A 13101-nucleotide genomic window follows, 5' to 3' on the forward strand; every position below is an offset into this window, starting at 1 on the left:
GGACCCGCGGCGGAACGCGGCGGGGTCGGTGCGACACTATCACGCCGGCGCGGGCAAATCGTCGGGATCTCTCAAACCACCGGCACGCGCCTGGCGGCGACCGCGGCCGGCGAGATCACCTCGATGTCGAGCGGAACCTGCCAGCGCTCGGTGAAGCGCACCTGGGGCGCCGCGTTGCTGCCCTGCGCGCCCTGCAGCACGAAGCCGTCATAGCCCGAATTCATCACCTCGTTGCACTTCTGCACATAGACCGGGAAGCCGCCGATATAGGGCATGAACACGCGCGGACGGCCGGGGATGTTAGCGCCGACATACCAGGAGCTGCAGGTCGAACGCAGCGAGACCGTCGAGACGTCGTTGACATGGGCGACCCAGGCATCCTCATCTTCGCGGAGCGGCTCGATCGTACCGGCGCCGATATCGCGCATATGGCCGAGGCAATCCGCCAGCCAGTCGACATGCTGCTCGATCGCCTGGATCATGCTCGCCAGCACCGACGGGCTGCCGGGCCCGGTGATCATGAACAGATTCGGAAATCCTTCCGAGGCGAGGCCGAGATAGGCGCGAGGGCCGGCCCGCCATTTCTCGGCGAGCGTCCGGCCGCCGCGGCCGGTGATCGCAATTTTGTCGAACGAGCCGGTCATTGCGGCAAAGCCGGTCGCCGAGACGATCGCGTCGACCTTGTATCCGGTACCGTCGACGACGATGGCATCGCGCGTGAAGCGCTCGATCGGCGTTTTCGACACGTCGACCAGCTTCACATGCGGCAGATTGTAGGTCTCGAAATAGTTGGTATCGACGCAGAGTCGCTTGCAGCCGAACACGTTCTGCGGGCACAGCAGCTCGGCGGTCGCCGGATCCTTGACGATACTGCGGATCTTGTTCCGCGCGAAATCAGCTATGGTGTCGTTGGCGGCCTTCTCGAACAGGAGGTCGCTGAACGAGCCGAGGAAGGGCAGGCCGCCGCGCCGCCAAGCTTCCTCATATTGCCGCTGGCGTTCGTCCGCGCTCGCCTGCAAGGCGGGCTGGGCGTTGAACGGAAAATAGAAGCCGGTCGGGCGCGCGCGTGCCTTGGCGCGCAATTCAGGATAATGCGCCTTGGCCTCCTTCAGATACTCCGCCGACAGCGCCTCGTTCCATGCCGGCACCGACCAGGTCGCGGTGCGCTGGAATACGGTAAGCTGCGAGGCCTGCTGCGCGATGATCGGGATCGACTGGATCGCTGACGAACCGGTGCCGATCACGCCGACGCGCAGGCCGGTGAAGTCGACGCCCTCATGCGGCCATTCGCCGGTGTGATAGATCGGACCGCGGAAATCGCTCATCCCGGCAAAGGCCGGACGGTTCGGCGCCGACAGGCAGCCGACCGCCATGATGCAGAACCTTGCCGCAACCTTGTCGCCGCGATCGGTCTCGATCGTCCACATGCCTGCGGCTTCGTCGAAGGTCGCCGCGGTCACTCGGGTGTCGAACACGATCTGGCTGCGCAGGTCGAAGCGGTCGGCGACGTGGTTGGCGTAGGCGAGGATCTCGGCCTGTGGCGAATATTTCTCCGACCAGCTCCATTCCTGGTCGAGCTCTTCGGAGAACGAGAAGGAGTATTGCAGGCTCTCGACGTCGCAGCGCGCGCCAGGATAGCGATTCCAGTACCAGGTGCCGCCGACGCCGCCGCCGGCCTCATACACGCGTGCGGTAAAGCCGAGTCCGCGCAGCCGATGCAGCATGTACATGCCGGCGAAACCCGCGCCGACCACGACGGCATCGAACGTTCCCGTTTCCGCAGGGCGCGCATTGCCGCGCGCGGCACTCTCCTGAGCCATGGCCGTCTCTTCCCCAGTGCTTCATTTGTCTTGGCTGCGCCCCGTTGGACGAGGCAGCCAAAAGATTAGGGCGAGGGCGGCGCGGCCCGCAAGCAAGCGTCTTGCCGCGCAGCGAATGGCACCTATGCCGCAGCGGCGAGCGCCGCGGTATCCGGACGCCGCTTCACGCAAGGCTTGCGTAGCGACCGGAACAACTTTCAGCCATCGTTGGCATTCACCAGCCTGATCAGGTCGTTACCGTAATGCTCGAGCTTCTTGTCGCCGATGCCGGCGATGTTGCGGAGCTCGCTAAGGGTGTCCGGCCGCATCGCCGCGATGCCGTCGATGGTCGAATCGTGCAGCACGACATAGGCCGGCACGCCGCGCTGCCGCGCGATCTCTGCGCGCCAGGCGCGCAGCGCTGCATGCAGCGCGGGGTTGGCGGCGGCGCCCATGCCGTCGGCCGCGGGCGCAAGCTCGCCGCGGCGCGACTTGCCGCAGATCGCGCGGTTGCGCGCACCTTCCGGCTGCTCGCGCAGCATCACCGCGGTCTCGCCCTTCAGCACGCCGCGCGCGCTGTCGGTCAGCTTCAGCGCGCCATAGGCGTCGCTGTCGGCGCGCAGATGGCCCATCGCCACGAGCTGACGCAGCACCGCGCGCCATTGCTTCTCATTGAGCTCGCGGCCGATGCCGAACACCGACAATTGGTCGTGATCGAACTGCTTGACGCGCTCGGTCAGCCGCCCGACCAGCACGTCGATCAGGTGCATGGCGCCAAAACGCTGGCCGGTGCGGTAGACGCACGATAACAGCTTCTGCGCCAGCACCTTGCCGTCGCGGATGCGCGGCGGCGTCAGGCAGTTGTCACAATTGCCGCAGTTCTCGCCGTCGTGCATCTCGCCGAAATAGCCGAGGAGGCGCTGCCGGCGGCAATGCGCGGTTTCGGCGAGCGCGACCAGCGCGTCGAGCTTGCCGATCGAGACGCGCTTGAATGCGTCCGAGCCGTTCGATTCGTCGATCATGCGGCGCTGCTGCACGATATCGGACAGGCCGTAGGCCATCCATGCGGTCGACGGCTTGCCGTCACGGCCGGCGCGGCCGGTTTCCTGGTAGTACGCCTCGACGCTCTTGGGCAGGTCGAGATGCGCGACGAAGCGAACGTCCGGCTTGTCGATGCCCATGCCGAACGCGATCGTGGCGACGATCACGACGCCGTCCTCGTTGATGAAGCGGTCCTGGTGCCGGGCGCGCACGGCGGCATCGAGCCCGGCATGATAGGGTAGCGCCGGAATGCCGACGGCGTTCAGCGACGCTGCGACGTCCTCCACCTTGGCGCGCGACAGGCAGTAGACCACGCCGGCGTCGCCCGCGTGCCGGTCCTTGATGAAGTTCTTCAGCTGCGTGATCGCATTCTGCTTGTCGACGATCTCGTAGCGGATGTTGGGGCGGTCGAAGCTCGCGACGAATTGCGGCGCATCAGCGAGCGACAGCCGCTCGGCGATCTCCTTGCGCGTCAGTGCATCGGCGGTCGCGGTCAGCGCGATGCGCGGCACGTCGGGAAAGCGCTCGGCGAGCACCGAGAGGCCGATATATTCGGGTCGGAAGTCGTGGCCCCATTGCGAGACGCAATGTGCCTCGTCGATTGCAAACAGCGCGATCTGCGCCTGGCCGAGCAGATTGAGACAGCGCGGCGTCAGCAGCCGCTCGGGTGCGACATAGAGCAGGTCGAGATCGCTGGCGATCAGCCGCCGCTCGACCTCGGAGGCTTCCTCGTAAGTGAGCGTCGAGTTCAGCACCGCGGCGTTGACGCCGGCCTCCGTGAGGCCCGCGACCTGGTCGCGCATCAGCGCGATCAGCGGCGACACCACGATGCCGCAGCCGTCGCGCAGCAGCGACGGCAGCTGGTAGCAGAGCGACTTGCCGCCGCCGGTCGGCATCAGCACCAGGCAATTGCCGCCGCCGGTGACGTGGCGGATGATCTCTTCCTGCGCGCCGCGAAAGCTCGGCAGCCCAAACACGGAATTGAGCACGGACAGCGCATCGCGGGTCTCGGCGGGTGCGCGATCGAGGGCTGGCTGGGCGGTCATGATCCGGGGGTCAACAGGCGGTGATTGAAGGCCCGGGCGGCCGAACGATCCCGGGGGAGATAGGTTAACGGACAAGCCAACCATAAACTCGATTCAGGCATGGCCGGTCAATCGCGGATCGTCGCAAGCGTCGTTGTTGTCGTGCTGGTGGTCGCGGCCGCAGGCTTCGCCGTGGCCTGGCGGCCGTCGATCGCGGCTGTTGCGCCACCGCGGCCGGATACGTTCGATCCTGATATCGTCAAGCGCGGCCGCGATCTCGCCGCGATCGGCAATTGCAGCACCTGCCATACCGTGCGTGGGGCTGCGAATTACGCCGGCGACGTTCCGGTTCCCACATCGTTCGGAACCGTGTTTTCCTCCAATATCACGCCCGACGCCGAGACCGGGATCGGGCGCTGGTCGGAAGAGGCGTTCGTCCGCGCGATGCGCTCGGGCGTCAGCCGCGACGGCCATCATCTCTACCCGACCTTCCCCTATGACCATTTCACTAATGTTTCAGATGCCGACGACCGGGCGCTCTACGCGTTCCTGATGACCCGGGAGCCGGTTCATGCATCGCCGCCGAAGAATGAGCTGTCCTTTCCGTTCAACTATCGGCCGCTGATCGCCGGGTGGAAATTGCTGTACCTTCGCAGCGCCGATATTCGTTCTGATGCAGCGAAGAGCGCGGAATGGAACCGCGGCGCCTATCTGGTCGAAGGACTCGCGCATTGCGGCGCCTGCCACACGCCGCGCAATGCGCTTGGCGCCGAACGCGTCAATGCGCAGTTTGCCGGCGGCGAGGTCGACAATTGGCACGCCTATGCACTGAACGACTCGTCGCATGCGCCGGTGCGCTGGGACGCCGACGCGCTGTACGCCTATCTGCGTCACGGCTGGCACTCCGACCACGGCACCGCGCGCGGGCCGATGGCCGAGGTCGTCGCCAATCTGTCGTCGGTCGCCGACAGCGACGTGCGCGCCATCGCCGTCTACATGGCCGATATCTCGGGCGCGCCGGCGCCGGATCGCACGCGTTCCGCCGGTGCGGTGGTGGCGCAATCGTCTCCGGCGCAAGCGCCGCAGGCGAATGCCGCAGGTGCGGCAATTTACGCCGCAGCCTGCGCGTCCTGCCACGAGGGCAACCGGCCGCTGCCCTATGGCGGCGTCAATCTCGCGCTCAGCACGGCGATCGCGAGCCCCGATCCGCGCAATCTCATTAACACCGTGCTGTCCGGCGTCTCGGGCGTCGAGGGCGAGCACAGCCCGATCATGCCCGGCTTTGCCGCCAGCATGGATGATGCGCAGATGGTCGCCTTGCTGAACTATCTGCGCGCCCGCTTCGGCAAGCAGCCGGCCTGGAGCGATCTCGACAAGACCGTGCGCGATGCGCGCGCCAGCCAAGCCGTTTCGCTTGCGGCGTCGCCCGATCCGCGCGACGCGCCGGCCAACCCCAAACCGGGAGGCAAGCCATGATGACATTGAAGGTCAATGGCGGGGATCATCGGGTCGATGCCGACCCGGATACGCCGCTGCTGCTGCGCGACGACCTCGGGTTTAACGCGGCCAAGTTCGGCTGCGGGCTCGGGCAGTGTGGCGCCTGCACGGTGATCGTGGACGGCAAGGCGGTGCTGTCCTGTGTCACGCCGCTGGTTCTGCTCGAGGGCAAGCAGGTGACGACGCTCGAAGGGCTCGGCACCGTGGCAGCGCCGGCGCCGATCCAGCGTGCCTTCATGGAGGAGCAGGCGGCGCAATGCGGCTACTGCATCGCGGGGATGATGATGCGCGCGCAGGCGCTGTTGCTGCGCAATCCGAAGCCGACCGATGCGCAGATCCGTGCCGAGCTGGAATCGAATCTCTGCCGCTGCGGCACCCACATGCGCATTCTGCGCGCCGTGCATCGCGCCGCGCGCCTGATCGACACGGCTGATGCCGCGAGCGACGGGAGCCAGCGATGAACGCGCCCGTGATTCTCGATCGCCGCAGCGTGCTGGCCGGTGGCGGCGCGCTGATCATCAGCTTTGCGCTGCGCCCTGCGGCGGCGCAGGAGCAGAGGGCGGGCGAGGGGCCGAAGCTGCCGGGCAGTCTGGCGACCTCGCCCTATCTGGATTCCTGGATTCGCATCGATGCCGACGGCTGCATCACGGCGTTCTCCGGCAAGGCCGAGCTCGGTCAGGGCTTCAGGACCGCGTTCCAGCAGATCGCCGCCGAACAGCTCGATGTCCCCTTCGATACGCTGAAGGTGATCACCGCGGACACCAGGCTCACGGCGAACGAAGGCTACACCGCCGGCAGCCACTCGATGCAGGACAGCGGCACCGCGATCCTGAACGCTGCGGCGCAGGCGCGCGCGCTGCTGATCGCGGAAGCCGCACGACGGTTCGGGCTCCCCGCCGACGGGTTGCGGACGGAGAATGCGGCGGTCGTCGCGCCCGACGGTCGGCGGCTGAGCTACGGCGAGCTTGTCGCCGCGAACATCCTGCACGTCCAGGCGCAGCCGGCGTCGAGCCTGAAGGATCCGGCAAGCTTCAAGGTAATGGGCCAACCGGTGCCGCGCGTCGACATCCCGGCGAAGGTCACGGGCGGCGCGGCCTATGTGCAGGACATGCGGCTCCCCGGCATGGTGCACGCGCGCGTGGTGCGGCCGCCGAGCTATGGCGCGCAACTGACCGAATGCGACACTTCCGCAATCGAGAAGATGCCCGGCGTGGTGCGGGTAATGCGCGACGGCAATTTTCTCGCCGTGGTGGCGGAGAAGGAGTTTACGGCGATCAAGGCGATGCAGGCGCTGGCCGCCGTCGCGAAGTGGCAAGAGAGAGCAAAGCTTCCGAACCAGAACGATATGGCAAGCGCGCTGACCGCGCTGCCGTCGCAGGATTTCACGATCCTCCAGCGCAGCAATCCATCGGTGAGCGGCACGAAGGCGCTCGAGGCCACCTACACGCGGCCCTACCAGTCGCACGGCTCGATCGGGCCCTCCTGCGCGGTCGCGCATTTCGTCGACGGCACCATGACCGTGTGGACGCACACGCAAGGCGTCTATCCCGACCGCCAGGCGATCGCCGAGATGCTCGGCCTGCCAAGGGACAGCGTCCGCCTGATCCATGTCGAGGGCTCCGGCTGCTACGGCCACAACGGCGCCGACGATGCCGCAGCCGACGCCGCGCTGATTGCCCGCGCGCTTCCCGGGCGTCCCGTGAGGGTACAATGGATGCGCGAGCAGGAGCAAGGCTGGGAGCCCTATGGTCCGGCGATGGTGACGAAGCTGAGCGCCTCGCTCGATGCGAGCGGCAGGATCGCCGACTGGAATTTTGCGGTGTGGAGCAACACGCATTCGATGCGGCCGGGCGGCGCCGGCGCGCTGCTCGCGGCCCAGCACATGGCGCAAGCCTTCGCGGTGCCGGCGCCGAAGCCGCTGCCGCTGCCGGAGGGCGGCGGCGATCGCAATGCGATCCCGCTCTACAATTTTCCGAACGCGCATGTGGTGCATCACTTCATCCCGGCGATGCCGCTGCGGATCTCCGCGATGCGTGCGCTCGGCGCCTATCACAACGTGTTCTCGCTCGAGAGCTTCATGGATGAACTGGCCGGTCTCGCCGCAATCGACCCGGTCGAATTCCGCCTGAAACATCTCGACGACCCGCGCGGCCGCGCGGTGATCGAGAAGGCGGCCGAGGGGTTCGGTTGGAAGCCCGGCCAGACGGCGCCGCCGAACCGCGGCTACGGCTTTGCGTTCGCGCGCTACAAGAATCTAGCGGCCTATTGCGCCATCGCCTCCGAGGTGGAGGTCGATCGTGAGACCGGCCGCGCGCGGCTGGTGCGCGCGGTCGCCGCCGTCGATGCCGGGCAGGTCGTCAATCCTGACGGGATCACCAACCAGATCGAAGGCGCGATCGTGCAGTCCTCGAGCTGGACGCTGTACGAAAGCGTCAGCTTCGACGAGGCCAGGATCACCAGCATTGACTGGCAAACCTATCCGATCCTGCGTTTCAGTGCGGTGCCCGACCGTATCGACGTCCACATCATCCACCGCCCCGGCCAGCCCTTCCTCGGCGCCGGCGAGACCGGGCAGGGGCCGGCTGCCGCGTCGCTCGCCAACGCCATCGCCCATGCGACGGGAAGGCGGCTGCGCGACCTGCCGCTCAGCCGCAAGCGCATCAAGGAGGCGATCGACGCGTAGGCGTCAGGCCGTTGGAGCGGCTGGCGCCGGTGGCGGCGTCAGTGGTTCGACCTTGTAGGTCTTCGGCAGGTTGATCGGCCGGTAGGTCGGATCCTTCTCCATGCGCTCCAGCACCGAAGCATGGATGGTCGCCCCTTCCGGGATCGGTCGCGGCTCACCGCGCGGCAAATAGAAGCCGAGGAAGGATTTTCGCTCGGGCCATTCCTTCCATTTGGCGTTCTTCGGGATCCATTCCAGGATTTCCCAGCCGGCGGTCAGCGAATTGTGCAACGGCGCCGTCGCGCTCGGCGGCACATATTCGTGCTTGTGTGGCGGCAGTGGCAGCCCCCAGGCGAGATGATCGATCAGCGCCTGGTCTACGGCGAGCCCGGCAGCCTTGGCTTGCTCGAGCATCCATATCAGCGGAAATTTCGACGGCCCGCTCTGATCTTCCGGATAGCCGCCGCCGACGTCGGAGTGAACGCCGGCGAACCAGACCTGATGGATGTCCTGGTCCACTTCCGTTGCTGGATCGAATGGATCCGACCGGTATTTCTGCGGCTCGATCCAGCGGTTGAGGCGAAACATGCGCCGCCGCTCGTCGATCGAGATCGCCTGGCGGAATCGCTTGACGCTCGAATTGGTGCGGGTGAACAGCAGCATCTGCAGATCGAACAGGAAGTTGTCCTGCCGCGGCACGATGATCGAGGCCACCGTATCCCAGACCCCGACGAATTCGATGTCGATGTTGCGGCCACCGGCGATCTGGCTGAAATGCCAGGCCTCCTTCAAGGGCTCCGGGTCGAAGGTGCCGTCGGACCTCTGGCTGTCCGAACTGGCTTTTTTGTAAGAGCTGAACGCGTAGCCGGCGAGGTCGAGCTGATCGACCGGCAAGAGGCCCATCACATGGATGAAGGCCGCCAGCACGCGCACCGTGTAGGCACCGCGGCTGAAGCCGAACAGCCAGACCCGGTCGCCCGACTCCCAGGTTCTGCACAAAAAGACGTAGGCGCCGAGCGTGTCCTCGTCGAGGCCTGCGCCGGTAGCAAGCCCGAGCACGCCGCGTACCTGCTGCTTGAAGCGTCCCCAGGCGCTCTGCAGGCCGATCGTGCCGAGACCGGGATGATAGTAGATTCGCTGCCGGCCATTCTTCTCGGTAACGCGAAACAGCTTCAGAATGTTGGAAATATTGGCGCCGATCTCGTTGCCGGTGCCGTCGCAACAAATCACAATATCCTTCGGCATCCGTAGCCCCTGCGGTCGCCGTGAATTCTCGCGCCTATGTAAGTCAGTATGCGATCGGGATTCAATCTTTAATTGAAGTTTGCTGTGTTACACAGACGGAACGTTGGTCGGCTGTAGCACAATGCTCCGTCACCTGGCCGGCGCACGGTCTAGGCGACCTCAGGCCTATTGATACGTCGCCACGATGTCGGAGACGGCGCGTTCGAGCTGCTTGGCAGTGGCGCATTGGCGCACCACGCTGCAGAAGGTTGCGTAGCGCGGCATCTCCGAGTCCCCGAAGCCCCAGGTCATGCGTCCCTCGGGGTTGAGCCACACCAGCCGCTTGGAGCGCTCGCCGATGCGGCGCAGGATGTCGGCGCGCGGGTCGAGATTGTTGCTGCGGGCGTCGCCGAGCACGATCACGGTGGTCTGCGGCGTCACCGTACTCATCCACTCATCCTCGAAATCGGCGAATGAATTGCCGTAGTCGGACGAGCCGAAGCCGACCTTGGCCATGATCTCCTTCATCGCCTCTTCCGGCGATTTGGTTTCGAGGATGCGGCTGACCTCGATCAGGTGCCCGGAGAAGGCGAACGAGCGGACGTCGTCCACGACCTCGTGCAAGCTGTGGATCAGAAGCAGGAAGAAGTCCGAGACCCGCGCGACCGAGCCGGAGACGTCGCACAGCGCCACGATCTTCGGCCGGTCGCGGTGCTTGCGCTTCCAGGCAGTCAGGAAGGGCACGCCGCCCCAGGCCGCATTCCGCCGCAGCGTGCGACGGACGTCGAGGTGGCCGCGGCGCTGGCGCTTGCGCGGTTTGGAGTAGCGCTCGCGCAGGCGGCGCGCGATCTGGCGGATCAGCGTGCGCATCTGCTCGACCTGGCGCGGCTCGATCCGCGCCAGCGGCGCGTTGCGCAGGATCTCGTTGCGCAGGTTTTCAGCCTCCTCGCGGCCGTACAACAGAAGCGCCTGCGAGACGGCGTCGCGCACGGTGCCGCGCAGGCCATTGAGCGCGTCCTGCAGCCGCTCGGCGAGCGCCGGATTGCTCGCGGTCAGTTCGTCGATGTCGTCGCGCAGACGCTGGATGCCCATCGCATCGAGGATGCGGGTCTGGAAGATGCCGCGCTGGGTGAAATAGCGGATGTCGGGCAGTGACGCCGCGCCGGAGGCGTTGGCGACCGCGGTCGAGATCGCGCTGCGGTCCTGCGACAGCAGCATCTGCGCCAGCGGTCCGATGTTCTCATTCTCCGCACCGCCGCTGGCGTCGCCATGCGCATCGGCCGACGGATTGGCGCCCGACTTATTCTTGTTGTCCGGCTTGTTCTGTTCGCTGCTGTCCTGCTGCGGCTCAGGCTGGCTGAAGAACAGATCGAAGCAATCGCCGAGCGCGCGCTTCTCGTCCTGGGTCTTGGCAAGCGTCAGCAGGAAGGTGTCGCGCAGGATCGCGCGGTCGGTGAAGCCGACCTTGGCCACCGCGCGCATAGCATCGATGCTTTCGGCGGGCGAGACCCGGACCCCGGCTCCTCGCGCCGCACGAAAGAAGCGATGCAGGTTCTCGCGCATCCGGGTTAGCTGAACACGCCTTGCCGCGACGCCTTGGCGATGAAGGTCGAGATCTGGGGCGTCGCGGCCTCGATGTCGGCCTCGTATTTCAGGAGCACGTTGAGCGTGTCCTTGACGATCTCATGATTGAGCTCGTTCGTCTCCAGCAGCACCAGCACGCGCGCCCAGTCGATCGCCTCGCTGACCGAAGGCAGCTTCTTCAGGTCGAGGCTGCGGATCTCATGGATGAAGCCGACCATCTGCTTGCGCAGCGTTTGCGAGATGCCGGGCACGCGGCTTTCCACGATGCGCTGCTCCAGCTTCTGCTCGGGGAAGCCGATATGCAGATGCAGGCAGCGCCGCTTCAAGGCATCGCCGAGATCGCGCTCGCTGTTCGAGGTCAGGATCACGGTTGGCGGCGCAACCGCCGACACTGTGCCGAGCTCGGGGATGGTGACCTGGAAGTCCGAGAGGATCTCCAGCAGCAGCGATTCGAATTCCGCGTCGGACTTGTCGATCTCGTCGATCAGGAGCACGCAGCCGGCGGGCTGCTCGAGCGCCTGCAACAGCGGGCGCGGCTCGACGAACTCCTTGGAAAAGAACACATCGCCGAAGGTGTGGAGCTGGTCGAGCGCTGCGTGCAGCGTCTGCGCCCCGCCGAGCACCTCGCCGAGCTTGTCCTTCAGGATCTGGGTGTAGAGCAGCTGCTTGGCATATTTCCACTCGTACAGCGCCTTGGCCTCGTCGAGGCCCTCATAGCACTGCAGGCGGATCATCTTCATCCCGCGCCAGGCGGCGATGGCTTTCGCCAGTTCGGTCTTGCCGACGCCGGCGGGGCCTTCGACCAGGATCGGCTTCTCGATCTGCTGTGACAGATAGACCGCGGTCGCGATCTGCCGGCTTGCAATATAGCCTTGCGCGGCGAGGCCGCTTTCCACGGCCTCGATCGAGGCGGTGGGCCTGGTGTCAGCCACGAGGATCAGCTCCGAATTTGCCTTGAACTCGGACCTGTTCTGCCTCCGTTACGGGCAAAGCACAAGGCTCGTTTGGCCCGCAACGGCACGGGGTTGGCGCATGGTTCCGGCGTATTCCGCCGAGCGCAATACGGCTGTGAGGTTTAGCTCGCGCAGCTTTTCACGAAATCCTTGCGCTGCGGGCCGACGATCTTCTGGGCCACGGCCTGCTTCAGGCAATCGAGCCGCGCCTGCGCCATGCAGAGCTGCATCTGGTCACGCCTCTCCTGGCCCTTCAAGGCCTGCGCCGTGCTCTGGCAGGCTGCGCGCTTCGCGCCGGGCACGGGCGCAGCCGCCGCGGTGTTGCCCTGTGCGGGAGCGGCCGCCGGCGCGGCGGGGGCCGGACTTGTCGTGGATTGCGCAAAGGCCGCGACCGAGGACAGCAGCGAGCCGGCTGAGATGAGGGCTGCGACGGATCGTTTCATTTGGTGCCTCCACAAGCATGCTCCGGACACGTGGAAACCGGTTGTCCGAAAGGCCATGCCCAGACCAGGAAAGGACGCCGACAATTAGAAGCGGGTGCCTGAATGCGTGGTGAATGCGTGCGAAACCCGCTTCACCTCAGCGTGAGGCCGGTCGCGGCCTCGAGCTCGCCGATTGCCTGCGCAGCGTTCAGCACCTTGATCGTGGTCATGCCCATCTCCCGCGCCGGCTTCAGGTTGACGCCGAGGTCGTCGAGATAGATGCAATTCTTCGGGTTCACCTGCAGCGTCTCCACCATCATCCGGTAGATCCGCGGATCGGGCTTGCGTAGGCCGATCTTGGCGGACTCGATCACGTGGTCGAACAGCGCCATCACCTCGGCGACATAGAGCGTGCGCCCGCTGTGACTACCGATCGCGTTCGAGGGCAGATTGTTGGTGATGCAGCCGGTCTTGAATTTCGCCTTGATGCGCTTCAACGCTTCGACCATCTCGGGGCGCAGGTCGCCTGAGAGCAGCGGCAGCACGTCCTTGCCGCGCACCTCGGCGCCGACCGCTTTCGACTCCACGGCGAACAGTCTGTCGAAGGTCTCGGCATCGATCTCGGCGCGCTCGAACTTGGCCCAGGCGTTCTCGAGATGATTGGCGGCATTGGTGCGGCGGATGATGTCGATCGGCAACCCGCGCTCGGTCTCGTAGCGTGCGAACGCCTCGAACGGCGAGGTGGTCAAGACGCCGCCGAAATCCCAGATCACTGCTTCAATCATCGCTTTCCCGCCCAATGCTGCATTGCTTGGGCAGCGGCTAACACGGATCGGGGGCGGGGACCAGCCCGATCCGGCTTGGCGATGAGGACGGCTCAGGCTATTGCTGCGC

General features: G+C 65.9%; 10 protein-coding genes. 3 read left to right on the forward strand and 7 right to left on the reverse strand.

Annotation, left to right across the window (positions count from 1 at the left end):
• Positions 1 to 71: 71 nt before the first annotated feature.
• Positions 72 to 1820: an NAD(P)/FAD-dependent oxidoreductase gene (locus MTX23_RS02810; protein WP_280975121.1), complete on the reverse strand. Its 1749-nt coding sequence runs from the start codon at positions 1818 to 1820 to the stop codon at positions 72 to 74.
• A gap of 197 nt (positions 1821 to 2017) precedes the next feature.
• Positions 2018 to 3886: a DNA helicase RecQ gene (gene recQ / locus MTX23_RS02815; protein ID WP_280975122.1), complete on the reverse strand. Its 1869-nt coding sequence runs from the start codon at positions 3884 to 3886 to the stop codon at positions 2018 to 2020.
• Between the two features lie 99 nt (positions 3887 to 3985).
• Here recQ and MTX23_RS02820 point away from each other — a divergent pair, with 99 nt between their 5' ends.
• The 3 genes from MTX23_RS02820 to MTX23_RS02830 are packed head-to-tail and all read left to right on the forward strand — an operon-like array spanning position 3986 to position 8045.
• Positions 3986 to 5341, forward strand: a complete 1356-nt coding sequence (locus tag MTX23_RS02820; RefSeq protein ID WP_280975123.1) for a cytochrome c — start codon at positions 3986 to 3988, stop codon at positions 5339 to 5341.
• Complete coding sequence (locus tag MTX23_RS02825) at positions 5338 to 5823, forward strand: (2Fe-2S)-binding protein (RefSeq protein ID WP_280975125.1); 486 nt, start codon at positions 5338 to 5340, stop codon at positions 5821 to 5823. Before MTX23_RS02820 ends, MTX23_RS02825 begins: the two co-directional genes overlap by 4 nt.
• On the forward strand, positions 5820 to 8045 hold the full coding sequence (locus MTX23_RS02830; protein WP_280975126.1) for a molybdopterin cofactor-binding domain-containing protein: 2226 nt from the start codon (positions 5820 to 5822) through the stop codon (positions 8043 to 8045). The genes MTX23_RS02825 and MTX23_RS02830 overlap by 4 nt, the downstream gene beginning before the upstream one ends.
• A gap of 3 nt (positions 8046 to 8048) precedes the next feature.
• Here the strand turns inward: MTX23_RS02830 and MTX23_RS02835 are convergent, their stop codons facing one another.
• The 5 genes from MTX23_RS02835 to MTX23_RS02855 form a co-directional block, all read right to left on the reverse strand.
• Entirely contained in the window at positions 8049 to 9269 is a 1221-nt protein-coding gene (locus MTX23_RS02835) for a DUF2235 domain-containing protein (RefSeq protein WP_280975128.1), read from the reverse strand.
• A 165-nt stretch (positions 9270 to 9434) separates the two neighbouring features.
• Complete coding sequence (locus MTX23_RS02840; RefSeq protein ID WP_280975129.1) at positions 9435 to 10811, reverse strand: VWA domain-containing protein; 1377 nt, start codon at positions 10809 to 10811, stop codon at positions 9435 to 9437.
• Between the two features lie 5 nt (positions 10812 to 10816).
• Positions 10817 to 11764: a MoxR family ATPase gene (locus tag MTX23_RS02845; protein ID WP_280975130.1), complete on the reverse strand. Its 948-nt coding sequence runs from the start codon at positions 11762 to 11764 to the stop codon at positions 10817 to 10819.
• 143 nt (positions 11765 to 11907) lie between these two features.
• Positions 11908 to 12228 carry a hypothetical protein gene (locus MTX23_RS02850; protein WP_280975131.1) on the reverse strand — a complete coding sequence of 107 codons (321 nt, stop codon included), beginning with the start codon at positions 12226 to 12228 and terminating at the stop codon, positions 11908 to 11910.
• Between the two features lie 131 nt (positions 12229 to 12359).
• Positions 12360 to 12992 (reverse strand): HAD-IA family hydrolase, encoded by a 633-nt coding sequence (locus tag MTX23_RS02855; protein WP_280975133.1) that lies wholly within the window; start codon positions 12990 to 12992, stop codon positions 12360 to 12362.
• Between the last annotated feature and the right edge of the window lie 109 nt (positions 12993 to 13101).

Origin of the sequence: Bradyrhizobium sp. ISRA436 (genome assembly GCF_029910015.1) — a bacterium.
Classification (GTDB): domain Bacteria; phylum Pseudomonadota; class Alphaproteobacteria; order Rhizobiales; family Xanthobacteraceae; genus Bradyrhizobium.

Coding starts and splice junctions, on each gene's coding strand:
- MTX23_RS02810 (WP_280975121.1), bottom strand. CDS start 1,820: ATGGCTCAGGAGAGTGCCGCGCGCGGCAATGCGCGCCCTGCGGAAACG.
- MTX23_RS02820 (WP_280975123.1), top strand. CDS start 3,986: ATGGCCGGTCAATCGCGGATCGTCGCAAGCGTCGTTGTTGTCGTGCTG.
- MTX23_RS02825 (WP_280975125.1), top strand. CDS start 5,338: ATGATGACATTGAAGGTCAATGGCGGGGATCATCGGGTCGATGCCGAC.
- MTX23_RS02840 (WP_280975129.1), bottom strand. CDS start 10,811: ATGCGCGAGAACCTGCATCGCTTCTTTCGTGCGGCGCGAGGAGCCGGG.
- MTX23_RS02855 (WP_280975133.1), bottom strand. CDS start 12,992: ATGATTGAAGCAGTGATCTGGGATTTCGGCGGCGTCTTGACCACCTCG.
- recQ (WP_280975122.1), bottom strand. CDS start 3,886: ATGACCGCCCAGCCAGCCCTCGATCGCGCACCCGCCGAGACCCGCGAT.
- MTX23_RS02835 (WP_280975128.1), bottom strand. CDS start 9,269: ATGCCGAAGGATATTGTGATTTGTTGCGACGGCACCGGCAACGAGATC.
- MTX23_RS02830 (WP_280975126.1), top strand. CDS start 5,820: ATGAACGCGCCCGTGATTCTCGATCGCCGCAGCGTGCTGGCCGGTGGC.
- MTX23_RS02850 (WP_280975131.1), bottom strand. CDS start 12,228: ATGAAACGATCCGTCGCAGCCCTCATCTCAGCCGGCTCGCTGCTGTCC.